Origin of the sequence: Nocardioides sp., from assembly GCF_031397825.1 — a bacterium.
GTDB lineage: Bacteria > Actinomycetota > Actinomycetes > Propionibacteriales > Nocardioidaceae > Nocardioides.
The window spans coordinates 1-24,385 of sequence record NZ_JANNML010000107.1; the positions used below are offsets into that span (position 1 = coordinate 1).

The window sequence follows — 24,385 nt, forward strand, 5'->3', positions numbered from 1 at the left end:
ATTACTCACGTGTTACTCACCCGTTCGCCGCTCGTGTACCCCCGAAAGGGCCTTACCGCTCGACTTGCATGTGTTAAGCACGCCGCCAGCGTTCGTCCTGAGCCAGGATCAAACTCTCCGTAGAAAATTCAAACCCGACAAAAAACAAAACTGACAATTGCCAGAATCATTAACTGCCGAAAAAACAAACCCACAAACAATAAAGATGAGGGCATACAAACTAATTCATCGACTATGACACACTGTTGAGTTCTCAAAGATCAGACGCACACCAGAGTTGACGGTTTCCCATCGCCCCTAGGACATTGGTTCCCACACGACTATTCCCCGGCGCTTCGTCTGTGGCTCGAAGGCCGGTGACGATCATCCGGTGAAGGATTCTGGTGGGTGTCTGCCGTGGGGCCGGGAGCCCGACCTCTCGGTCTTGCTCCCCGCCGCTCCCTGGCGACATGGAAAACATTAGAGGACTTCCGCGGAAGTGCCAAATCGAGTGGACGTGACGCGGGCCACAATCGCGTTTGCGCAGGTCAGAGGCGGTTTGGGGCTGATGGGGCGCTCAGGGCGGCCAGATCAGCCGGCGTGCGGCACCCGCTGAGGCGCATCGTCTCGACCACCTGGAGGCCCACTTCCCGATGCATCCGGGCCACTCCTGGTTCACCATCCGTGAGCGCGTAGAGCGGCAGCCGTCCCAGGAACACGGCGTCCGCACCCAGGGACAGGGCAGCGACGACGTCCAGTCCTGACCGCAACCCCCCGTCGACGTAGACCTGCGCCTGCTTCCCCACGGCTGCGATCACGTGACGCAGGACGGTCGCCGTCGCCACGGCACGGTCCAGCTGGCGCCCCCCGTGGTTGGACACCCACACCGCCCTGGCGCCGGCCTGGACGCAGCGCACGGCGTCGTCGGGACGCAGCACGCCCTTCACGACGACCGGCAACCCGGTGTGCTCCGCCAGCCAGTCGAGGTCGTGGGGTCCCAGGTCCAGTGCCTTGTCGGACCCCGGCTGCCCGTCGTGCCCGACATCGAAGTTGACCCGCAGCAGGGCCGGGTCCACCACGTCCCAGACGACGTCACCGGCGGGATACTTCGTGCCGACCACGGGTGTGTCCACCGTGAGGACCATTGCGGAGGCGCCAGCGGCCACCGCCCGGTCGAGCATCGGCACCGCCAACGTCCGGTCCGCCGGGAGGTAGGCCTGGAGCCACCAGTGCACGCCGGTGTCACCGATCAGCGAGAACGGGGTGCCGGCGTTCGAGGAGACCACCATGACTCCGCCGGCCTCCGCGGTCGCGCGGGCCATGGCGAGCTCTCCGTCAGGGTGCACGGCCCGTTGCAGCGTCGTGGGGGCCACTCCCCACGGGACACCCACCCGCGTCCCGAGCAGGTCCGTCCCGAGCTCCACGTCGGTGACGTCGCGCAGGACATGCGGGTGGAGCTCGACGGACGACCAGGTGTCGACCGACCGGGCGGCCGTGCGGCCCTCTCGCGCCCCCTGGGCGAGGTACTCGAAGACGGGCGCGGACAGACGGGCGCGCGCCTGCTCCTCCAGTCCGGAGAGCCAGCGCGCGTCCTCGGTCATGGCTCAGACGACCTCGACGCCGGCGAACTTCTTCTTGCCCCGGCGCAGGACCAACCAGGACCCACCGATCAGGTCGCCCTCCGTGGGCACCGCGTCGGGGTCGTCGACCCGGACGTTGTTGAGGTAGGCACCACCCTCCGCGACCGTACGACGGGCCTCGCCCTTGCTCTTGGCGAGCCCGGTCTCCACCAGCAGGTCCACCACCCCCGGGATCCCGGCTGCCCGGTCGACCTGCGCCGTGCCGGTCTCCTGCAGGGCGGCCGCCAGGGTCGCCGGGGAGAGGCCAGCCAGCTCACCGCCACCGAACAGCGCAGCGGCCGCGGCCTTGGCCTGCTCCATCTCCGGGGCTCCGTGCACGAGGGTCGTCACCTCGTCGGCCAGGGTCCTCTGCCCCTCCCGGAGGAACGGCTTCTCGGCGTGCCGGGCCTCCAGGGCCTCGATCTCCTCGCGCGGCAGGAAGGTGAAGACCCGCAGGAGCTCGCCGATCTTCTCGTCCTCGGCGTTGAGCCAGAACTGGTGGAAGGCGTAGGGCGAGAGCATGCCCGGGTCGAGCCAGAGCGCCCCACCGTCGGTCTTGCCGTACTTGGTGCCATCGGCCTTGGTCATCAGCGGTGTCGCGATCGCGTGGACCTTGTGCCCGTCGGTGCGACGGATCAGCTCGACGCCGGCGGTGAGATTGCCCCACTGGTCGGAGCCGCCGAACTGCAGGGTCACGCCGTGGTCGCGGTGCAGGTTGAGGTAGTCCATGGACTGGAGCAGCACGTAGCTGAACTCGGTGTAGCTGATGCCGGACTCGAGGCGGGTGCGGACGACGTCGCGGGCCAGCATCCGGTTGACGGGGAAGTGCTTGCCGATGTCGCGCAGGAAGTCGATCGTCGACATGGGCGCGGTCCAGTCGAGGTTGTTGACCATGGTGGCGGCGTTGTCGCCCTCGAAGGAGAGGAACGGCTCGATCTGGCTACGCACCCGTCCGACCCACTCCTGGACGGTCTCGGGGGTGTTCATCACCCGCTCGCCCGCCTCCTTGGGGTCGCCGATCATCCCGGTGGCGCCACCCACAAGAGCGAAGGGCGTGTGCCCGGCGGCCTGGAGCCGCTTGGCCGTGAGGATCTGCACCAGGTGGCCCATGTGGAGGCTCGGCGCGGTGGGGTCGAAGCCGACGTAGAACCGCACGCTCCCGCTGCTGAACGCCTCACGGAGGGCGTCCAGATCCGTCGCGTGCGCGATGAGGCCGCGCCACTCGAGGTCGTCCAGGAGGGTGGGATCGAGGGTCACGACAAGCCTTTCGGGTCCGGTGCTTCCAGGCACCAGCCTGCCGTATCGACGTACGGGGCGCCTATCGGGTATTCGACTACTAGGGTTGGGCCGGAGGAGGACGCGGTGATCGCAGGCAGGTACTCGCTCGACCGGGAGATCGGGCGAGGAGGCATGGGCGCGGTCTGGCTCGGGCGCGACGAGGTGCTCGGACGTCAGGTCGCGATCAAGCGCATCGGCATGGCGCCCGGTGGCAGCAGCCCCGACCTCCTGCGCGCCGAGCGGGAGGCGCGCCTGGCCGCGCGACTCAACCATCCGCACGTGGTCGCGGTGTTCGACCTCGTCGACGAGGACGACGCTCAGTGGCTGGTGATGGAGTACGTCGAGGGCAGCACGCTCGCCGAGCTCGTCCGGACCAGCGGCGCGCTCCCCGTGGACCAGGCCGCCGCGATCGTCGCGCAGGCCGCCGAGGCGCTGGCCGCAGCGCACGAGGCCGGGATCGTCCACCGCGACGTCAAGCCCTCCAACATCCTGGTGACGCCCGACGGCCAGGTGAAGCTCTCGGACTTCGGCATCGCCCGTGCCGAGGCCGACGCCTCGCTGACCCAGACCGGCCTCGTCACCGGCTCGCCGGCGTACATATCTCCTGAGGTGGCCTCAGGTCGGCAGGCGACCGACCTCAGCGACGTATGGTCGCTGGGCGCCACGCTCTTCCACGCGCTGGCCGGCGCACCTCCCTACGACATCGGTGACAACGTCATCGGGGGGCTCTACCGGATCGTGCACGAGGAGCCGCCGCGGCTCGACACCGCCGGCTGGCTGACTCCCGTCCTCGACTCGAGCATGACCGTCGACCCCGGGGGCCGGTGGTCGATGCGGCAGGTCGTGGACTTCCTCCGCGCCGGACCCTCGGCGACTCCCCCACGGCCGGTGCCCGACCGCCGTACCCTCGCGACCGACACCGGGTCGTCCTCGACCCAGGTCATGTCCCGGGTCCTGCCCCAGCCGACCGCCGACCCGGGCAGCCGTCGCGCCGGCCGTCCGAGCCGGCTCTTCCCCATCCTGGTCGCGATGGTGGTGATCGCGCTGCTCACCGTGATCGGCGTCCTCGTCGGCATGAACCGCGGCGACGACACGGACCGGACCGTCACCCCCAGCGGCTCGCCGACCAGCGCACCGCCCACCAGCGAGGCTCCGGCCCGGCCGACCCGCGAGGGCATGGTCGCCTTCATCGAGTCCTACCTGCAGACCGCCAGCAGCGACCCCGCCGCGGGCTTCCGGCTGCTGACGCCGACCTTCCAGTCCGAGAGCCCGCGCTACGAGCAGTTCTGGGGGTCGGTCACCAACGTCCGGCTCCTCGACATCTCGGCCGACCCTGACGCGCTCACCGTCTCCTACACCTACCGCTACGACCTCGACGGCAACGGCCCCAAGACCGAGGACATCGACCTGGCGCTGGAGTACGACAACGGGGCGTACCTCATCGCCGGCGAGGCGTGATGGACCTCCCGGAGCTCTACCGCGACATCGTGGAGACGTCCCCCGACGGGATCTGGGTCTTCGACCTCGAGGGCACCACGCTCTACGCCAACACCGAGCTCGCCCGGATGTACGGCGTGCCCCGCGACCGCTTCGCGCACGTCACCGTCTTCGACACTCTCGACGAGCCGGGACGGGCCCAGTTCTCCGAGCACCTCCGGGCAGTGCGGCGCGGCGAGCTCAACGACAGCGAGGTGGAGTGCCAGTTCGTTCGGCACGACGGCTCCACCACCTGGATCCTCGTGCGCGAGAGCGCCCTGCGCTCCCCTGCCGGATCGATCACCGCGATCCTCCACCGGATCACCGAGTTCACCGACCGCCGCGCGACGATCAACGAGCTCGAGGCGAGCCGCGAGCGCTTGGCCGAGGCACAACGGATCGCCCGCGTCGGCAGCTGGGACTGGGACGTGGTCGCCGACGAGATCACCGCGTCGGCGTGGCTCAGCGAGATCTACGGCCTCACGGACGAGACCTTCCCCCACACCTACGATCGTTTCCTCGCGATGGTGCACCCCGACGACCTGGGTCACGTCGAGCACGCGGTGGCGACCGCGGCCGAGGCGGGCGACGACTTCGTCTTCGTCGCCCGCATCAAGGGCAGGGACAGCTGGATCTGGACACGTGGGCGCGGGATCGTGCGACGCAACGAGCAGGGCGAGGTCGTCTCGATGTCCGGCACCCACCAGGACATCACCGAGGTCAAGGAAGCCGAGATCGCGCTGCTCGACCTCGTCCGCCAGAACGTGCTCATGCAGGCGGTGGCGAGTGCCGCCAACGAGGCGCACACGCTCACCGACGTGCTCGGCCAGGCCGGCAGCATGGTGGTGCTGCACGACGACTGGCGACGGGCCCGAGCCTTCACCGTGACCGACGCCGGCGGAATCGTGCCGCTCTACATCGATGAGGCCGGCCGCGAGGCCGACCTGCAGACCCCTGAGGAGTCAGCGCGTGAGCTGGCGCTGGCCACGCTGGCCCACGAGAGCCGCACCTCGGTGTGGAGCGAGGACCGGCTCACGATCGCCTTCAACGTGATGTACGACGACGTGGTGCGCGCCGTGGTCACGATCGCCTCCGACCCACCGCTCTACCGCCACCAGATGATCCAGGACATGGCCGAGTCGATCGCGCTCCAGCTGGGACGCGTCTCCGAGAGGGAGCACAACCAGCGGGTGCTCGCCGACGCCCGCGACGCAGCCATGGAGGCCTCGCGGCAGAAGTCGGAGTTCCTCGCGACGATGAGCCACGAGATCCGCACCCCGCTCAACGGCGTGATCGGCCTCAACGACCTCCTCCTGAGGACCGCCCTCGACACCGAGCAGCAGCGACTCGCAGCCGGGGTCCAGGTCGCCAGCCGGGCCCTGATGAGCGTCATCAACGACGTGCTCGACTTCTCCAAGATCGAGGCAGGAAGGCTCGAGCTGGAGCAGGTCGACTTCGAGCTCCGGCCGCTCCTTGAGCAGGTGGCCAGCGTGATGGCAGAAGCCGCCCGCAGCAAGGGCATCGAGCTCGTCGTCGAGTGTGATGACAGCGTGCCCGAGCGGCTCGGTGGCGATCCGACGCGGCTGGCCCAGGTGCTGTCCAACCTGCTGTCGAACGCGGTGAAGTTCACCGACGTGGGCGAGGTGCGGGCGTGCGCCCGCGCCGTCCCGCGAGCCGAGGGATTCCTGTTGATCGTGGAGGTGAGCGACACCGGGATCGGCATCGCCCCCGAGGAGGTGCCCGGTCTCTTCGCCCCGTTCACGCAGGCCGACTCCTCCACCACCCGCCTCTACGGTGGCACCGGCCTCGGGCTGGCCATCTCCAAGGAGATCGTCGAGGCGCTGGGGGGCACGATCTCCTACAGCCCCCACGTCCCGAGCGGCAGCACCTTCACGTTCACGGCTTCGATGGCGAGCGTGGCCGTCGGAGCTCCGCGGCCCGTGGTCGCGCCCCGGCCCACGGCACCTGCGGTCAAGCACCATCGCGGGCAGCACGTGCTCGTGGTCGAGGACAACGCGGTCAACCAGATGGTCGCGGGTGGACTGCTGGAGTCCATGGGCTACACCGTCGAGCTCGCCGATGACGGTCTCGCCGCCCTCGAGGTGCTCGCCCGGCGCTCCTTCGACGTGGTGCTGATGGACGTGCAGATGCCCCGCATGGACGGCTACGCCGCAACCCGCGCCCTGCGGGAGACCGAGGCTGGCGGGCGTCGTACGCCGGTGATCGCGATGACCGCCGCTGCCGTCGACGGGGAACGCGAGCGATGCCTCGGGGCGGGCATGGACGACTACCTCACCAAGCCGGTCGACCCGGGGGCCCTGGGCGAAGCGCTGACCCGCTGGGCCGGAAAGCCTCACGAGCACTCTCCGGTGGGCGATGATGGTCTCGTGCTCCCGTCCACCACGCCCACCCCGCCCATCGACGGCCTCGACGTCGAGCGGCTCGACATGCTGCGCGACCTCGACCCGGGCAACACCAGCTATCTGGACCGGGCGATCAGCAACTTCCGGGCCAACTCCGTGACCGCGGTCGAGACCATCCGCGAGCACGTGCTGGCCGACGACGCCGACAAGATGCGGCAGGCGGCGCACAAGCTCGCCGGCAGCGCGCTCAACCTCGGCGTCGTGGCGTCGGCTGCAGCGGCGCGCGAGCTCGAGTGGCTCGGCGACTCCGGCTCCACCGAGGGTGCCGTCGACCTCCTCGGCCCGCTCGAGACCGCCCTCGACGAGGGCCGTGCATTGCTGGGCAGCTACCAGGCGACGTACGGCGGCGGCTCCTAGGGCAGGAGCGGACCGAAGCGCACCGCGAGCAGGGCGACGTCGTCCTCGTGGTGCTCGCCACCCAGCTGCGCGAGGAGCTGGTCGAGGAAGGCGTCGAGGTCGCTCGTCGACGTCCGGGAGGCCAGCTCGCGCAGGCGGGCGAGGCCCACGTCGAGGGACTCGCTGCGGCGCTCGAGGAGACCGTCGGTGTAGAGCAGCAGCAGGGATCCCGCAAGGACCGGAGCGTCGTCGTCGTGGCGCACCGTCTCGGGCGCGACCCCGAGGAGCGGCGAGCTGCCGGACGGGCTGTCGAGGAAGCGCGCGTCGCCGTCCGGACCGACCACGAGCGGCGGCAGGTGCCCCGCGTTGCTCCAGCGCAGCCGCCAGGTCGGCTGGCCGTCCACCGCGACCTCCTCGACCCGCGCGAGCACGGCGCTCGCGATCGTCTCCAGGCCGAGGTCGCGCATGGCGAGGTCGAGACGCTGGAGGTCGTGGGACGGCGCCCCGCTCGACATCCAGGACGCCATCCGGAGCATGCTGCGCAGCTGGCCCATGACGGCCGCGGCCTCGATGTCGTGGCCGATGACGTCGCCGATCATCAGGTCGGTCCAGCCGGCACGGGTGACGACGGCGTCGTACCAGTCGCCGCCGACCTGCTCGCGGGCGCCGGCAGGGCGGTAGCGCGCGGCCAGGTCGAGGTGCGGCGGCTCCGGCAGGCTGGTCAGCATCGCGTTCTGGAGCGTCAGCGCGACGTCGGAGCGGTCCTCGAGCAGGATCGCCCGTTGCACGGCCTGGGCGGTGTAGGAGGCGAGCGCCTCGATCGTGATGCGGTCCTGCTCGGAGAAGGTTCGTTCGGTGGGCCAGACCAGCGCGAGAGCGCCGTAGGCGCGCCCGCCGGCCACGAGCGGCACAAAGGCTCGCGCCTCCCCGAGCTGTGCGGGGTTGGCCAGGTGGGGGTAGCGCTCGTTCTGTGCGGCCCGGGTGGCGAAGAAGACCGGGCACTGGTCGGCCAGGGCTGCGCCCAGGGGGTTGTCGTGGCCGAGCGGCAGCTCGGCGAAGCGGGCGGCGGAGCGCCAGCTGGAGGCGGTGTCCTCGATGAAGGTCAGGGTCTCACCGGCGGCCTTCGCCGCCGCGGAGACGCCGTGGGGGCCGCCGGTGCCGGGACCCACGACGAGCTCGGAGGCGCGCAGCCACATGCCGGCGCGCTGGCAGCCCAGCTGCTCGCGGCTGACGGTCGCCACCGACTCCGCGACGTCGGCCAACGTGTCGGTCGCGGCCAGTCCGGTGCTCAGGGCCAGGAGGGCGCGACTGCGCTCGTGCAGCTCCTCGGCAGCCGCAAGGGCCGCCGCCGTCACCTGCTGGCGCTCCCGCTCCCCCAGCTCGGCGGAGCACGCGGCGGCGAGGTCCTCGAGCGTCGCGAGGTCCTCGGGCGTCCACGTGCGGGGGGTCGAGTCGATGGCGCAGAGGGATCCGATGACCTCGCCCCGGACATCGGTGAGGGGCCAGCCGGCGTAGGCGATGACGTCGAGCTCCTCGATGGCCAGGTTGCCCGCCAGTCGCGCATCGAGGCGGGCGTCGCTGATGACCAGCGGGCTCGCGTCCTTGACGACGTACTGGCAGAAGGAGTGGGACAGGGGCGTCTCCCGGACCTCGTCGAGCGGGCCTGGCAGCCCGGCGGCCCCGCGGAAGACCTGGCGGTCCGGCTCGACGAGGGAGACCAGCCCGATCGGCACGTGGAGCAGGCGACGGACCAGGCGCGCGTAGTGGTCGAACGTCGGCGCGTTCTCGTGTGCGTCCTGCTGCATCATGCTTCCCTCCTCCGCCGGTCCCCGGAACGTGACGTGTCATCGTCTCGCGTCCGGCGCGTTTGCGACGAATTTCCCGGGCACCGACGACACCCGGGAGGATCAGTCGCACAGCGCGATGGAGCACGATAGCCAGGAGGTTGACGCCAGGCCAGGTCCGGCCCGGCGCCGCCCGAGAGCGAGACCCGGGTCAGGAGGACCAGCCGGCCCGATCAGCCGGCCCGATCAGCCTGCGCCGGTCACCTCCGCGCCGTGGTCGGTGCCGACCCCGGGAAACAACCCGACCACGGGGAGGGTGGAGCACCCGACCCCCACGGTCGTGACCGTGACCACGGCGGCCACGGCGACCGCCTGGGCGTACCTCGAGCGGGTGCGGTCCGGCGAGCGGGTGCGAAGCAGCCGCAGGGCCAGGACCAGTGCCGTGAGCTCGAGGAGGCACGCCATCGCGTCAGCGGCGCCCACCGCCTCGGGCGTCCAGGCCTCCGGACCGAATGGCAGCCCGGTCACTCGGGAGAGCATCCACGTCAGGAGGGGAACGACCGAGACCACCACAGCAGCGGGAAGGGCAGCGCGTCGCCCTCCGGGGCGTCGGGACAGCGCGAGGACCCCGACGATCACCTCGCTGAGGGACAGGAGCACGAAGAACGTGCCTGCTGGCCGCCACTGCGACAGGTGCTCCGGGGCGACCGCCGCGTGGACCGCCGCGGCTCCGAGCAAGCAGGCCGCCAGCACCACGTGGCGGTCCGAGGTGCGCGCGACAGGCCGAACATGGACGAGACCGTTGCGAAGACCACCGCCCCGCAGGGCCAGCACCAGGAGCACGAGGGCCAGATCGGTGGCGAGCATGAGGACGACGCCCACCGCGACCGCCTTCGCCTCCACGTGCCAGGTCGACCGGAAGAGCTCGGAGAGGCAGGCGTCGTCGCAGGCCGGATGCACGGTCGCCACGTGGTCCATGCGCTCGACCTGTAGGCGGTAGTCGATCATCGAGCTCACCACCAGGACGATCGTCCCCGCTGCCGTCCCGGCTGCGACGACGAGACCGATCGACCCGGTGGCGCCCCCCAGGCCACGTGGTCGGGAACCGAATCGTCGCCGGGCCAGCGCGACCGCCACGACCACGGCCATGACGTACCAGGACACCAGGACCGTGGACTCCCGTAGCCAGCTCTCGAACGGGTCCGACGTGCGTTCGATCGACCCAGCGGCGCCGCGGAGCGACACCATCCAGAATCCGTTGCCGAAAGCCAGCACCACGGCCCACGGCAGCACGGACCACCAAGGCACACGCACCTCGGTGACCAGGGAGGCGTGTGGCACCGCCGAGGTCATGGCCGGGGTGGCGATCACGGTTGGATCGACCATCCGAACATCATCGCGTGGTCCTCGTGCGCCAGGTTGTGGCAGTGGGCGACGTAAGGGCCGGTGAAGTCCCGGAAGCCTCGGTAGACGATCACCGACTCCCCCGGGTCCATGGCGACCAGGTCCTCACGGGACGCATCGTCGGGGTGAGCGGCATCCGGGGTGAGCGTCACGTCGCGACCGTCGCGCATGACAGTGCGGTGCTCCTCCATGTGCAGGTGGAACGGGTGGACCCAACCCCCTCCGCCGTTGCGGAGCTCCCACAGCCCGAACGTGCCCTTGCGCGGCTGCGCCAGCGGGGACCTGCCAGCGGGGTTCCGCAGGCTCCGGATGTCGTTCAGGGGGTCGAACTCCTCACCGTTGATGAGCCACTCGATCTCACCTCCGGCCTGTCCGCGCTTGACCTCGAAGACCATCCGGTCGGACATCAGGGTCTTCCAGTTCTTGGGCAGCGGCGGGAGGGCCCGCATCTGGGTGGTGGGGATCCGACTGTCGTCCGGGGCGACGTTCCCGATCCGGAAGGCGAGGACGGGCACCTGGTAGGCGGGATCGGGCAGGGACCTCGTCGAGTTGTCCCACATCCGCCCGGTGCTCATCTTCATCACGTTGGTGAGGTAGACGATGTCGCCCTGGGTGGTCGGCGAACCGTCGAGGAACTTCGTGAAGTCGACGATGACCTCGCGGCGCTTGGCAGGCCAGAGCTCGAAGCTGTCGCGGACGATCGGGGTCGGCAGCAGCCCCCCGTCGGTGGCGATCTGCGTGAAACGCATGCACTGCTGTCCGTCCGGGATCCGCCACTGCCCCTGGAGCTCGTCGCCCTCCAGGCCGAGCGACACGGCCGACCGGGGGCCCTGGGTCGAGCTCATCAGCTTGAACTCGTAGATCCGGGAGACGGAGGCGTCGAGGAAGCGGAAGCGGTACTTGCGTCGCTTGACGTCGAGCACCGGGTAGGCGGTGCCGTTGACGGTGAAGACGTCACCGACGAACCCGTGGTTGGGGAAGTGCCGGTAGAAGGTCTTGCCCCACCACTCGGGGTGGGTCCGCGGGTTCCCGGCCTCAGGGAACTCGCTGTCGTGCGCGTCGTGGTGCGTGGTGGTGCCGTCGTCGAGACTGACGTCGGAGAAGGCCAGGGGGATGTCGTAGTCGACGTCGAAGCTGCCGTCGACGTTGGTGCGTCGCACCCCGGGCAGCCGCAGGCCCCGGCGCTCATCGCCGACGTCCTTGCCGTTCTTCGGGTCGTAGATCGGGTAGAGGCCGACCAGGCCCTTGTAGACGTTCGACCCGGTGTGGTTCATGCGGTGGTCGTGGAACCAGAAGAAGCTCTGCTTCTCCCTCTCGTCGCCGCCTGCGGGCCAGTTGAGGTAGAGGTTGTCGACCCACAAGGTGGGCTCGTAGCCCGACGTGCTGCGAGGCCCGGCCGTATAGGCGTAGTGCGGGTTCCCGTCGCTCTCCGGCGCCGTGTGGCCGTTGTGCAGGTGGGTGAGGAACGAGCAGTCCGGAGCACCGAAGTCCTGACGGTCGAGTCCGTAGGGATTCTCGTGGAGCCGGTTGATGAAGCGCACGATCACGGGCTTGCCGTACTCGGCGTTGATCATCGGGCCGGGAAACACGCCGTTGAACGCGTACATCGTGCTGGCCGGCAGCATCCGGATCGTCCCCTCCGGCATCGCCGCACCGTTGGCGTCGTACGACACCGCGGGGCTGCCGTCCTTCTTGATCGGCAGCACCTGGGAGGAGGTGAAGTGGTGCGGGGCGACCATCAGCTCGATCTTGTAGACGATGGGGTCCGGGTAGCCCAGCTGGGAGGGCCAGATCTGGTGCCGCTCGTTGCGCAACGAGTTCTGCTGCCCGTACCCCGGACCCGGCGGGTAGTCCCACGAGGCGTAGTCGGTGGTGGGAGTGGGCGCCAGTGCCTTCGGCACGGGCAGAGGGTCGATGAAGGGCGAGAGGATCAGCGGGCTGATCGGGAAGTCCTCGGTGTAGAGGACGAGGTCGCCGATCGCGGTGGACACGGCCGCGAAGGCGCCGTCGGGTGAGAGCAGACCACGCTGGGCGAGAGACGGCACCCAGAGGTTGCGTGCGGTGAGCACGGCCGCCCCCGTGACTCCGAGGGCGCCGAGTCGCAGCACGGCCCTGCGCGCGACGAGGTCGGACGGGTTGTCGACCTCGAGCGGCCCTAGCGCGTCGGGTCGATCATTGTCGGTCTGGTCGGACATCACGGGCCTCCCTGGGGATTGCGGGCGTCCGGGCGACCGCAGTGGTGACGTCCCGAGGAGCTGGGGCCAACCCGAGAGCCGGACTTCGAGCACCGTAGGGCGACCGCCTTGCAACTACCTTGAGGGCTGTTTCCTGTCCATCACCGGTCCTGCCGCCGCCGGCAGGGCGAGCTGCAACCGTGACCCGATCCCCATCTCGCCCTCGACCCGGAGTCGGCCGATGTTGCAGCTGCACGATCGACCGCGCGATGGACAGGCCCGGCCGAGCGTGAGACGTCTTCACCCAGCGGTTGGGGCGTGAGGGGGACGCCGGAACTGCTGGGGGGACCACCTGGGGGACGCATGCCCGATCTCGCCGGGTCAGGCCGGTGGGGCGGGTGGGGCTCGAACCCACGACCCAAGGATTATGAGTCCTCTGCTCTGACCGACTGAGCTACCGCCCCGCGTCCCGGCGCCGTGACACCGCTCGGGACGACGACGACCCTAGCGGTCGGCGTCGTGGGACTCGGACCAGGATCCGGTGTCGAGCGACCGGTGCCGGCCGAGGCGAGGCGGGGCGTGGCCGCCCCAGAGGAGGACGCGCAGCAGGAAGGTCACCGCCCCCGGTGCCCGGTGCGCGGCGGCGGCACCGCCCGGCTGCCCGTGAGTCGGCTCACTCGGTCGCGCTGACGGTCTCCCCGGTCGGCGCGTAGGCGCAGGCGTCGGTGGTCTCCTCGACGTCGGTGGAGGGCCGGGGGGCACCGGGCTCGCGCTTCTTGGGCTGGATCGCCTTCTCGACGACCGAGCGCACGTAGTCGTAGTCGGGGTCGCCGGAGAAGAACTGCTCGGAGGCCTTGAAGACCACCGAGCGCACCTTGGCGCCCTTGACCTCGAGCGCGAGCTCCACGAAGGCGGGCGCCAGGTCGAGCGGGATGTCGGTGGTGACGATGTCCTTGCCGGCCTCGGCCAGGTCGAGGTAGCGCCGCAGCAGGTTGGTGGGGTTGGCGGCCTCGACGAGCGCGTCGACCATGCACCGCTGGCGGTCCATCCGGGCGTAGTCGTCGGAGCCGTAGCGACCGCGCGCGAACCACAGGGCGTGGTAGCCGTCCAGGTGCTGCGAGGGCCCGGGCTCGAGGTAGCCGACCGGCGGGATGCCCGCGTCGGTGTTGCCCTCGATGGCCACCGGCTCGTTGATGTTGACCGTCACCCCGCCCATCGCGTCGACGATCTCGCGGAAGCCGGCGAGGTTGACCAGCAGGTAGTAGTCGACCGGAATGCCGAGGCTGCCCTCCACGGCCTGCTTGATCGCGTCGGCGCCCTCGTTGTCGCTCTTGCCCAGGACGCCCGGGTGTCGCTCGGGGACCTGGCCGTAGATCGCGTTGAGCATGTAGAAGCCCGGGTCCTCGGTGCCGCCGGAGCCGTAGCCCTCGGGGTAGAGGTCGTGCAGCGGGCTCCCCTCGGGGAACTCGGCGTACATCATGTTGCGCGGCAGGCTGAACATGACCGTCTTGCCGGTCGTGGTGTTCATGCTGACCAGGATCACCGTGTCGGTGCGCACCCCGGTGCGGCCCTCTCCCCCGTCCCCGCCGAGCAGCAGGACGTTGACCCGGTCGAGCCCGCCCCACGGGTCCTCCTTGGTCACGCCCTCCGGCGTGGTGGCGCTGACGTTGTCCTGGAAGACGGTCTCGACCAGGTCGGCCTGGGCGACGGCGTAGCGGGAGGCGTAGGTGGCCGGCACGACCGCGGTGAGGCACAGGATCCCGACGACCAGGTTGCCGGCGATGGTGTGCGCTCGTGGCCGGACCCGGGGACGCACGAGCCGGTAGGAGGTGAACACCACGAAGGACCAGATCGCCACACCCACCCCGAAGAGCACGGCGGCGATCTTGAGACGGGTGGGGTCGAGCGCGAAGTCGATGGCGGTGCGCAGGTCGCGACCGAAGTACCACGCGATCCCGCCGAGCAGGGCGATCCAGGCCAGCAGGACGAGCGCTCCCAGGGCCCGACGTCCGGCGTAGAGGTAGCCCGAGCCGGGCGCCACGGCGCCGAGCAGCGTCATGCCGAGCGTGCCGGGCAGGCCGCGCACGCGACGACGGTCGCTGCGCAGTGCCCGCGAGCCGCCGCCGGGGGGCGAGCCGACGGGTCGACGCAGCGTGAACGAACGGGCCGGTCGCTGCGCGCGACGAACCCCGCGGCGCGCTGCGTTGTCAGCCTGGTCAGACATGCGACCCCGTCGAGAAGAGTGATGTGGCGGCCCGGTCCCGAGGCGAGCCGCCCAAAAATACCATCGGGTGCGCGAGATCCGTGTCACGTCACCCCTGGCCCTCCCCCATGTCGGGGGGGCATGCTCGATGGCATGGACACCCCGGCGCCCCTGGAGACCCTCGACGAGACCTGGTCCCGCATGCTGTGCGTCGTCGCCCATCCCGACGACCTCGAGTTCGGCAGCGCCGCCGCGGTGGCCCGCTGGACCGGGCAGGGCAAGACCGTCGGCTACTGCATGCTGACCAGCGGCGAGGCCGGCATCGACGGCCTGACCCCTGACGAGAGCCGCCCCGTCCGCGAGGCCGAGCAGGTCGAGTCGGCCCGCATCGTGGGGGTGCCCGAGGTGACGTTCCTCGGCTTCCCCGACGGGGTCCTCGAGTACGGCGTGGGGTTGCGGCGCGCGATCGCCCTCGAGGTGCGTCGCTTCCGTCCTGACATCGTCGTGACCGGCAACTTCCGCGACACCTTCGGGGGCCGCAACCTCAACCAGGCCGACCACATCGCCGTCGGTCGGGCGGTGCTGGACGCGGTGCGCGACGCCGGCAACCGGTGGATCTTCGCCGAGCAGCTCGTCGACGGTCTCGAGCCGTGGGGCGGGGTGCGCGAGGTGTGGGCGGCCGGCTCCCCCGACGCGACGCACGGGGTCGACACCACCGGCACCTTCGACCTGGGCGTCGCCTCGCTCGAGGCCCACAGGGCCTACATCGATGGGCTCGGCTGGGAGCACTTCGACGGCCGCGAGTTCCTCGAGGGCTTCGCCCGCCAGGCCGGCCAGCGCCTCGGCGTCGCCCTGGCCGCGTCCTTCGAGGTCTTCCCCATGGGCTGGGCCGGCGAGGAGTAGCGCGACGCTTCGGTGCTGCGGAGTCGGATCGAATTTGCCCGGCACCCGGCGCGCGGGCTTCCGGTGATGGTCTAATCACAGGAGATCACTGCCGAGCAGCCCCAGAACGGACACACGATGGACCTCGAGCCCGACGACATCAAGGCGATCATCTTGCGGATGAAGCGCGCCCACGGCCACCTGGCCAGCGTGATCCGCATGATGGAGGAGGGCTCCTCCTGCGAGACCGTGCTCACCCAGCTGGCCGCCGTCAACAAGGCATTGAGCCGCAGCGGCTACGCGATCGTCGCCACCGGCCTGCAGCAGTGCCTGGAGGCCGGCGACGGCCTGGAGGGGGTCGACATCAAGAAGATGGAGAAGCTCTTCCTGGCCCTGGCGTGAGCAGCCGCCCCAGGAGCGCATGACCTTCAGCTGGGCTGCGCGGGACCTTCGACCCTCTGCCTCGTGCTGCGGGGGTGGTCGGGTAGCAGGAGGCGCCCCCCTGCTGGGGAGTCGCCGTGACCCATCCCCCTCTGCTCGGAGATCCCATGCTGTCCACCAGGTCCACCGCCGTCGTCAAGAGCACGCTGCCGCTGATCGGCGCGGCCATCGGCGACATCACGCCGGTGTTCTACCAGCGCATGTTCGCCGCACACCCGGAGCTCGAACGAGACCTGTTCAACCGGGGCAACCAGGCTCAGGGGGACCAGCAGAGTGCGTTGGCGGGCGCGATCGCGGCGTACGCAACCCTGCTGGTGGCGGAGGACGGCCGGGACCCCGTCGAGGTGCTGGCCCGGATCGCCCACAAGCACGCCTCGCTCGGCATCACGGAGGACCAGTACCCGATCGTCCACGAGCACCTGTTCGCGGCGATCGTCGAGGTGCTCGGCGACGCCGTCACCCCCGAGGTCGCCAGTGCCTGGGACGAGGTCTACTGGCACATGGCCGGAGCACTTGTCTCGATCGAGAAGCGGTTGTACGCCGAGGCCGGTGTGGCGGACGGCGACGTGTGGCGCACCCTCGTCCTGAGACGTCGCCTCCAGGAGTCGCCGGACACGGTCTCGTTCGTGCTCGGCACCCCTGACCACAGCACGCTGCCGAACGCGCAGCCAGGTCAGTACGTGTCGGTGCAGGTGCCGCTGCCGGACGGTGCCCGCCAGATCCGTCAGTACAGCATCACGCGCTCTTCCGAGCCCAGTGAGTGGGAGATCTCCGTCAAGGCGATCCCGACCGGTCGGGCGGGCGACGGCACCACCACCCCGGCCGGCGAGGTCTCGAACTTCCTGCACGACAGCCTCTTCGAGGGAGACGAGCTCAGGACCTCGACACCCTTCGGCGAGCTGGTCCTCGACGACTCCGACCGGCCCCTGGTCCTGGTCTCCGCAGGCATCGGTGCCACCCCGATCATCGGCATCCTCCACTACCTCTCGGGCATCGGCTCGGCCCGTCAGGTGCTGGTGCTGCACGCGGACCGGTCGCCGGGCCGTCACGCTCACCGCCAGCAGCTGAAGGAGCTCGTGGCGGCGATGCCGACCGCTTCCCTGCACCGGTGGTACGAGGACCTGGGTGTTCGTCCGACCCGCGACGTCCTGCGGGCGGGACGCATCGACCTCGCATCGGTGGAGATCCCCGCCGACGCACAGGTCTACCTGTGCGGACCCTTGCCCTTCATGGAGCACGTGCGCACGAGCCTCCTCGCGCAGGACGTCCGTGCGGCCGACATCCACTACGAGGTCTTCGGGCCGGACAAGTGGCTGGCGTCCGCCTGAGCGCCCGCCTACAGCGCGCATCGGGAGAGCGCCACGCACCCACGAATGCAGAAGGCCTCTGGTCTGCGTCTCCGCAGACCAGAGGCCCTTGTCGTGCTCCCCCGGTTGGACTCGAACCAACAACCCTCCGATTAACAGTCGAATGCTCTGCCAGTTGAGCTACAGGGGATCGGGCTGACCATCTCTGGACAGCGGTAGAACATTAGCAAGGCCGGTGCCGGTGTCGAAATCGGGCTCCGCCACACCGCTCAGCCGGGCTCGACCTCGCTCTGGGCAGCCGCCAGCGCTGCCTCGGCCGATGCCCTCACGGACGGGTCCTCGGGGTCGATCCCCTCGTCGTACTCGAAGAACCAGGAGAGGTCGGCACGGCCGTGCGGTGCTCGGCGGGCGATGACGCGGACCCCGCGTCGCCCGGACACCGCCACGTGGCGCTGCAGGACGATGCTGGCCGTCACGCGCTCACGGACCAGCTCGAGCAGGCGACCAGGCTCCGCGATCGTGATCTGGTGCTCGGGACGGGTCAGGCCCCACGAGCCCACCTCGCGGACGGTCAGCGTGGACGTGTCGAGGTCCCAGTCGGCGGCCTCGACCTCTTCCCACGGGATGCGGGCGCCGTCGGCGGCCGGGAGGTAGAGCGCGTCGCGGGTGCCGCCCACGACCTCACCGGTGGCATCGGTGGCCCAGGCGAGGACCTGCTCCCCGGGACGCACCTGGAGGTGGGGGCGCTCGCGACGCCAACGCAGGGGCGGCCTCACGGGGACCCCGTCATGCGGTCACGCAGGGTGCGCCGGTGCTGCTCCAAGGCCGCCAGCTCGCCGAACATCTTGTTGTAGTCGGCCGGGTGGTCGACCGGGTTGGTGCGCTGCAGGCGCGACTTCACCTCGGCGATCCGCCGCTGAGCCGTGAGCTCGAGCAGCTTGAAGACGTAGAGGCCGACGTAGGCGGCGTCGGGCTCGCGCATCAGCGGCTCGACGCCGAGCGCGCTGATGGCCGAGGACACCGCCGGGTCGGTGGCCGCGTCGCGGAGCCTGGTCGACCAGCCCGGGTCGGACGAGCCGGCCACCAGCCCGCCCGCCGCCTCGACGAGCTCCCACACGCCGCGGTAGGTCGGGTGGGTGAAGTCGTTGGGCCCGATGTCGGTGGTGGTGCGCCCGATCGCCATCGGGTGCTGGATGACGAGCTTGAGGGTCTCCCGCTCGATCGTGAAGCGCGGGTCGCGCAGGTCGGGTACGACGGGACGCGGGGCAGCAGCCGGTGTCTCGGTCGGCGTCGCTTGCTCGGGGCGCCGCGGTCCGTTGCTCCGGTCGTCCTGGCGCGCCGGCCGGTTGGCCGCACGGCGTACCTCGGCGCGGGCCTCCTCCATGTCGATGCCGATCATCCCGGCGACCTCGCGGGCGAACGCGTCGACCTTCGACTTGTCGCGGATGCTGGAGACGAGCTTGGCGCTCTCGCGCAGCGCGTCGACCCGGCCGTCGGCGCGGTCGAGGTCGTACTTGGAGACCACGTTGGTCAGCACGAACCGGTAGAGCGGCACGCGGCGGGCGACGAGCTCACGCACCGCGGCGTCGCCCTTCTTGATGCGCACGTCGCACGGGTCGAGGCCGTCGGGCTCGACGGCGACGTAGGTCTGGGACACGAAGTTCTGGTCGCCGGCGAAGGTCTTCAACGCGGCGTTCTGACCGGCCTGGTCGCCGTCGAAGGTGAAGATGACCTCGCCGCGGAACTCCTCGTGGTCGTGGAGGAAGCGGCGCAGGACGCGGGTGTGCTCCTCGCCGAACGCCGTGCCGCAGGAGGCCACCGCGGTGCCGACCCCGGCCAGGTGGCAGGCCATGACGTCGGTGTAGCCCTCGACCACGACGGCCTGGGACGACCGGGCGATCTCGCGACGCGCGAGGTCGATGCCGTAGAGGACCTGACTCTTCTTGTAGAGCGGGGTCTCGGGGGTGTTGAGGTACTTGGCGTCGATCTTGTCGTCGTCGAAGATCCGCCGGGCGCCGAAGCCGATGGTGTCGCCGGTCGCGTCGCGGATCGGCCAGAGCAGCCGGCCACGGAAGCGGTCGTAGGCCGAGCGGCCGATCGCGACCAGTCCCACCGAGACCATCTCGTCCTGGCTGAAGCCCTTGCCCCGCAGGTGGGACAGGATCGCCTCGCCGTCGCGCGGCGCGAAGCCCATGCCGAAGCGCTCGGCGGCTGCCTGGTCGAAGCCGCGCTCGTGGAGGAACTGACGCCCGGCCGCGGAGTCGGGAGTCAGCAGCTGCTCGGCGTAGAACGCCTGGGCCACCTTGTTGGCCTCGATCAGGCGGGCCCGCGGCGGCCCCTTGGGCCGCTCCTCGCGGACGTCGCCGTCCTCGCGGCGCAGCTGGACGCCGACCTTGTCCGCCAGCCGCTCGACGGACTCGGAGAAGGTGAGGCCGTCGATCTTCATCAGGAAGGTGATGACGTCGCCGCCTTCCTGGCAGCCGAAACAGTTGCCCGTGAGGATGTTGTCCTCGAGCGTGAAGGCATGTCCGTCCTCGACCTCGGCGCAGAACACCTCCTCGACGCGATCCGTGGTCTCGACCGACTGCACCACCCACCCGAGCCGGGCGAACTTCTTTTGGGCTGCCACGAATCGCTCACGATGGGCGGACAGAAGGAAGAAGTCCTCGGTCAGGTCCTCGTTGACGAGGTGGATGCGGTGCAGCTCCGAGGGCTCGCGCCCCTCGAATCCCACGCGCATCTGCGTCGTGATCCCGTAGGTTGCGATGCCGAGCCTGGTGCAGACGAGGCGGACGAACTCGAGGGCCGTGCGATCTGCAGAGTTGAGGATCACCGTGCCGTCAGCGGCGACGCAACCGTCCGCCGCGAAGTAACCGGCGAGCCAGCCGTAGAGGTAGGAGACCGACTCGTCTACGTCCGGCAGCTCCTTGAAGAAACGGGGCAGGTGGTGCACCAGGAGGTTGCCGTCATCGCGCGCAGTCGTGTGGCTGTTGGGGAACCACTTGAGCATTGCCAGGTCCTTGGGAGGACAGAGCAGCGCCATGCTCCCCGTGCCCGACCGGGTGCCGTCACCGTAGGTGAACCCGTGAGCAATGCCGAACGGCGAGGGCGTGGTCCGTCGGATGCGCGAGCGTGGAAACTTCGGCACCAGCCTGTCGCCGGCCTTGAGGCTCTTGGTGAGGACCTCGCGGCTGCTCCTCTGGTCCTTGCCCGAGCGGATGAACCAACGGTGCTCGTCGGTCGCGAAGAGCTCCTTCACCTGTCGGTTGCGAGACAGCGTCAGCTTGAGCAGCGGCTGCACGCCGTAGGACCGGAATGGCGCCTCGATCCAGTCCCCCCGGACACCCAGGATCGTGTGAGTGCCACCCGCGAGCTCGCGGATCGGTCGCGCACCCTCCCAGGTCAGGACACGGGTCTCCCCCGCCAGGCAGTGGAAGAATCCCCGGCTCGGCGTGACGTGGAACGACGGCGACTTCTCGTCGTGGAAGGGGCACAGGCCCTTCATCGAGCCGCCGCCGGCGTTGCGGAGGGTGACGTAGGAGGACACGATGTCGTCGATGCGAGCCTTCTCGCGCACTTCTGCGATGTCGTCCTCGCGGATCCGGCCTGCCACGCGTCGATCCTACGGCGAGGTCAACGGTCGGCGGACAGGACGTTCCACAGGGGCTCCCCCGCCGCGTAGCGGTGCAGCTGGTCGCGGACCAGTCGATGGGCACGGGGCCACATCGCGCTGCTCGCGCCGCCGACGTGCGGCGACACGAGCAGGCCGGGGGCGTCCCAGAGGGGGCTGTCGGCCGGCAGCGGCTCGGGGTCGACGACGTCGACGGCGGCGGTGATGCGCCCGGAGTGGAGGGCTGCGACGAGGTCGTCGGTGACGACCACCGCGCCGCGGGCCATGTTGACCAGAAGCGCTCCGTCCTTCATCGCGTCGAGGAAGTCGGCGTCGACGAGCCCGCGGGTGCTCTCGGTGAGCGGCACGATCAGGATCACCACGTCGGCGTCCGGCAGCAGCGAGGGCAGGTCCGCTAGGGCGCGCACGTCGTCACGGGCGCTGCGGGCCACCTTGGTGACCGTGACCTCGAAGGGCAGCAGCCGCGCCTCGATGGCTCGGCCGATCGCACCGTGGCCGACCAGCAGCACGTGCCGGTCCGCGAGCGCGGGACGCCACTGAGGTGACCACGCGTGCCGGTCCTGCGCGTGCACGAAGTCGGGCACGCCCCGCAGGGACGACAGGAGCAGCGTGAGGGTGAGCTCGGCGGTGGAGGCATCGTGGATGCCGCGTCCGCTGCACAGCGTGGCCCCCGCGGGCACGTGCGCGAGGACGTTGTCGACGCCGGCGGTGAGCGTCTGCACGACCTCGAGCGAGGTCATCTGCGGCAGCACCGAGGCGACGGAGGTGTCCAGGCGGTAGGGCGGGACGTAGAACGACACCTCCCCCACCGATGCGGGGACCTCGCGGGTCGGGTCGACCACCTCGTAGCGCAGTCCCTCGGGGGGATCGCCCAGGTCGGTGGGGTCGAAGGGCAACCAGACCAGCGGCGTGCTCACGAGCGCCTCCTGCGCAGACGGGTGTGCCAGGCGACGGCGCTGGCGTCGGTCAGGGAGGCGACCTGGTCGATGACGACGCGCAGCCGGGCGGCATCGTCGGCGGCGGCCTCGAAGTCGTCGACGAAGGGACGCTCCAGCTCGAGCGGCGCGCGGTGGACCAGGATCGTGACGAGCTCCATCATCAGCTCGCGCTCCCGGGCCATCGCCGCCAACCGGTCCTCGGCCTGCATGACGTAGTGGGCCGCGACGCCCTTGAGCACGGCCATCTCGAGCAGCGTGCGCTGCGGCACCACCAGCGTGCCGTCGTAACGGACGAACGGGCCCGCACCGGCGGCGAAGGTCGCGTGCTGCGCCGCGCCGCAGAAGCGGCCGATCAGGTCGCTCGTGAGGTTCTTGAGGGCGGCCAGGCTGCGCCTGCTCCCGTCGTAGGGCGTCGTCGGCCAGCTGCCCTGCGTGCGGAGGCCGGCCAGCACGTCGTCGAGCTCGTCGTCGCGGGCGTCGGGGAGGTACCAGTCGCGAACGGTCGCCCACACGGCCGGCAGGTCCATGGCGGTCAGGTCGATGCGTCCCGCGACCGTGCCGTCCTCGACGTCGTGGACGGAGTAGGCGACGTCGTCGGCGAGGTCCATGATCTGCGCCTCGAGGCACTGCCGGACCCCTCCAGCGTCCATGGCCGCGCCGTGGCGCAGCCACGTGAAGACCGCGTCGTCGTCGGCGTAGACACCGAACTTGAGGGGATCGGGGCCGCCACCGCGGCGCCAGGGGTACTTCGTGCAGGCGTCGAGGGTGGCGCGCGTCAGGTTGAGCCCGACCGAGCGACCGTCGGTGTCGAAGGTCTTGGACTCCAGGCGGCTCAGGATGCGCAGCGTCTGGGCGTTGCCCTCGAAGCCGCCGCAGGCGTCGCTGAGGTCGGCCAGCACCCGCTCGCCGTTGTGTCCGAACGGCGGGTGGCCGAGGTCGTGGGCGAGGGCCGCGGTCTCCGCGATGTCGGGCAGGCTGCCGAGCGCGCGCGCGAGGTCGCGCGCGACCTGGGCGACCTCGAGGCTGTGGGTGAGCCGGTTGCGCGTGAAGTCGTCGGTCTGCGGGCCGACCACCTGGGTCTTCGCGGCCAGCCGTCGCGACGCGGCCGCGTGGACCACCCGGGCGCGGTCGCGCTCGAACGGTGTGCGCACCGGGGCGTCCACCCGCTTGGGCGGCTCGTCCACGACGCGCTCGCGCGCCGTCGCGTCGTAGAGCTCGAGGGGATCCATCGGCGCGAGCCTAGACCGACGCGCCCCCGGGCTCAGGCGGTGGTGCCGGGCTCGAGCCGGCTGCCGGCCGCCAGCACGGCGCCCTCGCCGACGGTCGAGCCCCGGCCGACCAGGGTGACGACGTCGGAGTCCCCCGTGCCGTCGACCCCGGGCTCGCCCACGCGGGCGTCGGAGCCGACCTCGCAGTCGCTGTCCACGATGCTCCAGTGCACCTCCGCGCCGGCCCGCACGACGGTGCGCGCGAAGACGACGCTGTCGTGCACCTGGGCCCCGGCCTCCACGACGACGTCCGGCCCCAGCACGCTGCGTCGTACGACGCCCGCGACGCTGGACCCCGCGCTCAGGAGGCTGTCGACGACGTCGGCGCCCTCGAGCAACCGAGCCGGAGCCCGGGCCGGCTGACGGGTGAGGATCGGCCAGTCGGCCCGCCCGAGCACGTCGTGGTCGTCGACCAGGAAGTCCTGGTGGGCCCGCAGGTAGAGGTGGGGCTGCCCGAGGTCGCGCCAGTAGCCGTCGAGCGGGTGGGCGACGGTGCGGCCGCGCTCGACGAGGCGTGGCAGCAGGTGGTCGCCGAAGTCCTCGAGCCCGGTGTCCCCCGCCTCGCTGTCGGCGGAGAGCTCGCGGTGCAGCTCCTCCAGGACCTCGACCAGCACCCGGGGGTCGTAGGCGAACACCTCGGTCGCGATGGTCCCGGTGGCGGGCTCCTCGGGCTTGTAGGCGAAGCCGGTCACCAGGCCGTTGCCGTCAGTCTCGACCACGGCATGGTCCCCCGCCTCGCTGACCGGCACCTCGGTGGTGACGATGGTGCACTCCGCGCCTGCCTCAAGGTGCGCGTCGACCACCTCGGTGTGGTCGAGGTGGTAGACGTGGTCGGCGCTCATCACCAGCAGGACGTCGGGCGCGAAGCTCGCGACCTGGTCACGGATGCGGAACAGCTCGTCGGCGTTGCCGCGGGCGAAGCCCTCCTCGTCGAGGCTGCCCGTGCCCTGCTCGGGCATCAGCAGGCGCAGCCCGCCACGTGTGCGGTCGAGGTCCCACGGTCGCCCGTTGGCCACCTGCTCCTCGAGCGTGGAGCCCTGGAACTGCACGGAGAGCCAGACGTCGCTGATGCCGCTGTGGGTCAGGTTGGACAGCGGGAGGTCGACCAGCTGGAACACCCCCGCGAACGGGAGCGCGGGCTTGGCCCGCTCCCGGGTCAGGACGTCCATCCGACCACCGGCACCGCCGGCCTGGATGATGGCGAGCACGCGAGGCCGAGTCATGCCGCAGTGTGGCACGGGC

At 70.5% G+C, this 24,385-nt stretch carries 16 protein-coding genes, 2 tRNA genes, 1 rRNA gene and 1 pseudogene; 5 read left to right on the forward strand and 15 right to left on the reverse strand.

Annotation, left to right across the window (positions count from 1 at the left end; all coding sequences use genetic code 11):
- The 3 genes from RMN98_RS09295 to tyrS all read right to left on the reverse strand — a co-directional run.
- Positions 1-124: ribosomal RNA gene (locus RMN98_RS09295) — 16S ribosomal RNA — on the reverse strand; the annotation flags it as partial.
- Positions 125-527: 403 nt separating this feature from the next.
- Positions 528-1,580, reverse strand: coding sequence for an alpha-hydroxy acid oxidase (locus RMN98_RS09300; protein WP_309648534.1), 1,053 nt, complete (start codon positions 1,578-1,580; stop codon positions 528-530).
- 3 nt (positions 1,581-1,583) lie between these two features.
- Positions 1,584-2,855, reverse strand: coding sequence for a tyrosine--tRNA ligase (gene tyrS / locus RMN98_RS09305; protein WP_309648535.1), 1,272 nt, complete (start codon positions 2,853-2,855; stop codon positions 1,584-1,586).
- 105 nt (positions 2,856-2,960) lie between these two features.
- Here tyrS and RMN98_RS09310 point away from each other — a divergent pair, with 105 nt between their 5' ends.
- On the forward strand, positions 2,961-4,334 hold the full coding sequence (locus RMN98_RS09310) for a serine/threonine-protein kinase (RefSeq protein WP_309648536.1): 1,374 nt from the start codon (positions 2,961-2,963) through the stop codon (positions 4,332-4,334).
- A complete protein-coding gene (locus tag RMN98_RS09315; RefSeq protein ID WP_309648537.1) occupies positions 4,334-7,132 on the forward strand; it encodes a response regulator in 2,799 nt (932 codons plus the stop codon). Before RMN98_RS09310 ends, RMN98_RS09315 begins: the two co-directional genes overlap by 1 nt.
- Here RMN98_RS09315 and RMN98_RS09320 read toward each other — a convergent pair.
- From RMN98_RS09320 to RMN98_RS09340, 5 genes are all read right to left on the reverse strand, one after another.
- A complete protein-coding gene (locus RMN98_RS09320) occupies positions 7,129-8,919 on the reverse strand; it encodes a SpoIIE family protein phosphatase (protein ID WP_309648538.1) in 1,791 nt (596 codons plus the stop codon). The two genes, RMN98_RS09315 and RMN98_RS09320, sit on opposite strands and share 4 nt — an antisense overlap.
- A gap of 222 nt (positions 8,920-9,141) precedes the next feature.
- Positions 9,142-10,281: a hypothetical protein gene (locus RMN98_RS09325; RefSeq protein WP_309648539.1), complete on the reverse strand. Its 1,140-nt coding sequence runs from the start codon at positions 10,279-10,281 to the stop codon at positions 9,142-9,144.
- Complete coding sequence (locus RMN98_RS09330; protein WP_309648540.1) at positions 10,263-12,494, reverse strand: multicopper oxidase domain-containing protein; 2,232 nt, start codon at positions 12,492-12,494, stop codon at positions 10,263-10,265. The genes RMN98_RS09325 and RMN98_RS09330 overlap by 19 nt, the downstream gene beginning before the upstream one ends.
- A 369-nt stretch (positions 12,495-12,863) precedes the next feature.
- A tRNA-Ile gene (locus RMN98_RS09335) sits at positions 12,864-12,937 on the reverse strand.
- A gap of 209 nt (positions 12,938-13,146) precedes the next feature.
- Positions 13,147-14,697, reverse strand: a complete 1,551-nt coding sequence (locus RMN98_RS09340; protein WP_309648541.1) for an LCP family protein — start codon at positions 14,695-14,697, stop codon at positions 13,147-13,149.
- Positions 14,698-14,829: 132 nt separating this feature from the next.
- On the opposite strand from RMN98_RS09340, the gene RMN98_RS09345 reads away from it, so the two are divergent.
- The 3 genes from RMN98_RS09345 (at position 14,830) to RMN98_RS09355 (ending at position 17,327) form a co-directional block, all read left to right on the forward strand.
- Positions 14,830-15,579 carry a PIG-L deacetylase family protein gene (locus RMN98_RS09345; RefSeq protein WP_309648542.1) on the forward strand — a complete coding sequence of 250 codons (750 nt, stop codon included), beginning with the start codon at positions 14,830-14,832 and terminating at the stop codon, positions 15,577-15,579.
- A 117-nt stretch (positions 15,580-15,696) separates the two neighbouring features.
- Positions 15,697-15,960: a metal-sensitive transcriptional regulator gene (locus RMN98_RS09350; RefSeq protein ID WP_309648543.1), complete on the forward strand. Its 264-nt coding sequence runs from the start codon at positions 15,697-15,699 to the stop codon at positions 15,958-15,960.
- A 146-nt stretch (positions 15,961-16,106) separates the two neighbouring features.
- On the forward strand, positions 16,107-17,327 hold the full coding sequence (locus RMN98_RS09355) for a globin domain-containing protein (protein WP_309648544.1): 1,221 nt from the start codon (positions 16,107-16,109) through the stop codon (positions 17,325-17,327).
- Between the two features lie 96 nt (positions 17,328-17,423).
- Here RMN98_RS09355 and RMN98_RS09360 read toward each other — a convergent pair.
- From RMN98_RS09360 to RMN98_RS09385, 7 genes and pseudogenes are all read right to left on the reverse strand, one after another.
- Positions 17,424-17,496 (reverse strand) — tRNA-Asn (locus RMN98_RS09360).
- Positions 17,497-17,575: 79 nt separating this feature from the next.
- Entirely contained in the window at positions 17,576-18,082 is a 507-nt protein-coding gene (locus RMN98_RS09365; protein ID WP_309648545.1) for a hypothetical protein, read from the reverse strand.
- The gene (dnaG, locus tag RMN98_RS09370) at positions 18,079-20,349 is read right to left on the reverse strand and encodes a DNA primase (protein WP_397209253.1); all 2,271 of its coding nucleotides are present in this window, start codon (positions 20,347-20,349) and stop codon (positions 18,079-18,081) included. Before dnaG ends, RMN98_RS09365 begins: the two co-directional genes overlap by 4 nt.
- A gap of 384 nt (positions 20,350-20,733) precedes the next feature.
- Positions 20,734-20,919: pseudogene (locus tag RMN98_RS21025) on the reverse strand (CHC2 zinc finger domain-containing protein); the annotation flags it as partial.
- A gap of 20 nt (positions 20,920-20,939) precedes the next feature.
- A complete protein-coding gene (locus tag RMN98_RS09375; protein WP_309648547.1) occupies positions 20,940-21,854 on the reverse strand; it encodes a 2-hydroxyacid dehydrogenase in 915 nt (304 codons plus the stop codon).
- The gene (locus RMN98_RS09380; protein WP_309648548.1) at positions 21,851-23,104 is read right to left on the reverse strand and encodes a deoxyguanosinetriphosphate triphosphohydrolase; all 1,254 of its coding nucleotides are present in this window, start codon (positions 23,102-23,104) and stop codon (positions 21,851-21,853) included. The genes RMN98_RS09375 and RMN98_RS09380 overlap by 4 nt, the downstream gene beginning before the upstream one ends.
- A 32-nt stretch (positions 23,105-23,136) precedes the next feature.
- The gene (locus tag RMN98_RS09385; protein ID WP_309648549.1) at positions 23,137-24,366 is read right to left on the reverse strand and encodes a sugar phosphate nucleotidyltransferase; all 1,230 of its coding nucleotides are present in this window, start codon (positions 24,364-24,366) and stop codon (positions 23,137-23,139) included.
- Positions 24,367-24,385: the final 19 nt, after the last annotated feature.

Excerpts from the sequence above, each read along its gene's own strand:
- RMN98_RS09320 (WP_309648538.1), bottom strand. The coding sequence starts at position 8,919 with ATGATGCAGCAGGACGCACACGAGAACGCGCCGACGTTCGACCACTAC.
- RMN98_RS09340 (WP_309648541.1), bottom strand. The coding sequence starts at position 14,697 with ATGTCTGACCAGGCTGACAACGCAGCGCGCCGCGGGGTTCGTCGCGCG.
- RMN98_RS09380 (WP_309648548.1), bottom strand. The coding sequence starts at position 23,104 with ATGGATCCCCTCGAGCTCTACGACGCGACGGCGCGCGAGCGCGTCGTG.
- RMN98_RS09315 (WP_309648537.1), top strand. The coding sequence starts at position 4,334 with ATGGACCTCCCGGAGCTCTACCGCGACATCGTGGAGACGTCCCCCGAC.
- RMN98_RS09345 (WP_309648542.1), top strand. The coding sequence starts at position 14,830 with ATGGACACCCCGGCGCCCCTGGAGACCCTCGACGAGACCTGGTCCCGC.
- RMN98_RS09325 (WP_309648539.1), bottom strand. The coding sequence starts at position 10,281 with ATGGTCGATCCAACCGTGATCGCCACCCCGGCCATGACCTCGGCGGTG.
- dnaG (WP_397209253.1), bottom strand. The coding sequence starts at position 20,349 with ATGGCGCTGCTCTGTCCTCCCAAGGACCTGGCAATGCTCAAGTGGTTC.
- RMN98_RS09300 (WP_309648534.1), bottom strand. The coding sequence starts at position 1,580 with ATGACCGAGGACGCGCGCTGGCTCTCCGGACTGGAGGAGCAGGCGCGC.
- RMN98_RS09355 (WP_309648544.1), top strand. The coding sequence starts at position 16,107 with ATGCTGTCCACCAGGTCCACCGCCGTCGTCAAGAGCACGCTGCCGCTG.
- RMN98_RS09385 (WP_309648549.1), bottom strand. The coding sequence starts at position 24,366 with ATGACTCGGCCTCGCGTGCTCGCCATCATCCAGGCCGGCGGTGCCGGT.
- RMN98_RS09330 (WP_309648540.1), bottom strand. The coding sequence starts at position 12,494 with ATGTCCGACCAGACCGACAATGATCGACCCGACGCGCTAGGGCCGCTC.
- RMN98_RS09350 (WP_309648543.1), top strand. The coding sequence starts at position 15,697 with ATGGACCTCGAGCCCGACGACATCAAGGCGATCATCTTGCGGATGAAG.